The sequence below is a fragment of the Vibrio sp. M260118 genome (assembly GCF_036533755.1).
Taxonomy (GTDB): Bacteria; Pseudomonadota; Gammaproteobacteria; order Enterobacterales; family Vibrionaceae; genus Vibrio.
In genome coordinates this window covers 1-589 of sequence record NZ_JATABG010000695.1, presented here as the reverse complement: position 1 = coordinate 589, position 589 = coordinate 1, and the positions used below count along the sequence as shown (strand labels likewise).

Below are 589 nucleotides of genomic sequence, written 5' to 3'. Positions count from 1 at the left end.
TGTATAAATAATGGTGCGGAAGGAGAGACTTGAACTCTCACACCTTGCGGCGCCAGAACCTAAATCTGGTGCGTCTACCAATTCCGCCACTTCCGCAACATAGTCTGTAGTCATAACCGACAATTGGTAAAGTCGATAAGACGTTGTAAATGGTGGCTACGACGGGATTCGAACCTGTGACCCCATCATTATGAGTGATGTGCTCTAACCAGCTGAGCTACGTAGCCACTTTAATATCAATGCTAAGCATCAATATAAAAGAGATGGTGCGGAAGGAGAGACTTGAACTCTCACACCTTGCGGCGCCAGAACCTAAATCTGGTGCGTCTACCAATTCCGCCACTTCCGCAACATAATCTGTAGTCATAACCGACAATTGGTAAAGTCGATTAGACGTTTTAATAATGGCAGGCTATTTAGAGCCGAACCAGGGACAATGAGTGGGGCATCAAAACGCTTTTTCCACTGAACCTATAAATAATGGCAGGGCTACCTGGATTCGAACCAGGGAATGGCGGCATCAAAAGCCGCTGCCTTACCGCTTGGCGATAGCCCTACAGTGCTCTAATACAAGAGACTTTAAAGATGG

4 tRNA genes are annotated in these 589 nt (G+C 46.5%); all 4 read right to left on the bottom strand.

From position 1 onward, the window contains the following. Nucleotides 1–11: 11 nt before the first annotated feature. The 4 genes from QTO00_RS20645 to QTO00_RS20630 all read right to left on the bottom strand — a co-directional run bounded on the left by QTO00_RS20645 (nt 12) and on the right by QTO00_RS20630 (nt 556). A tRNA-Leu gene (locus QTO00_RS20645) sits at nt 12–96 on the bottom strand. Nucleotides 97–150: 54 nt separating this feature from the next. Further along, nucleotides 151–227, bottom strand: a tRNA-Met gene (locus QTO00_RS20640). Between the two features lie 37 nt (nt 228–264). Next, a tRNA-Leu gene (locus QTO00_RS20635) sits at nt 265–349 on the bottom strand. A 132-nt stretch (nt 350–481) separates the two neighbouring features. Continuing rightward, nucleotides 482–556, bottom strand: a tRNA-Gln gene (locus tag QTO00_RS20630). Between the last annotated feature and the right edge of the window lie 33 nt (nt 557–589).